General features: G+C 70.9%; 1 pseudogene. It reads left to right on the top strand.

Features of this window, described 5'->3' with window-relative positions:
- A pseudogene (locus IFT88_RS16760) lies at nucleotides 1-254 on the top strand (hypothetical protein); the annotation flags it as partial.

Raw genomic sequence — 254 nt, 5'->3', positions numbered from 1 at the left:
TCGTCCGAGCCCAGCGCCGCGTCGACGCCCGCCGCGTCGATCGCCGACCTCAGCAACGGTGTCGACACCCAGGTCGCCGTCGACCAGTCCTTCGTCGACGCGATCACCAGCCTCGGCCTGACCCCCGGCGTCGTGGGCACCGCGACCTTCACCGACGGCACGTTCTCGTTCCCGATCACCGGCGGCAACGTCGACTACTACGGCCCCGACAGCGACGTGCGCCCCTACGTCCAGGGCGAGATCGACCACGACGG

The organism is Frigoribacterium sp. CFBP 8751 (genome assembly GCF_014841545.1).
Taxonomy (GTDB): domain Bacteria; phylum Actinomycetota; class Actinomycetes; order Actinomycetales; family Microbacteriaceae; genus Frigoribacterium.
This window is presented reverse-complemented; position numbering and strand designations above follow the sequence as displayed.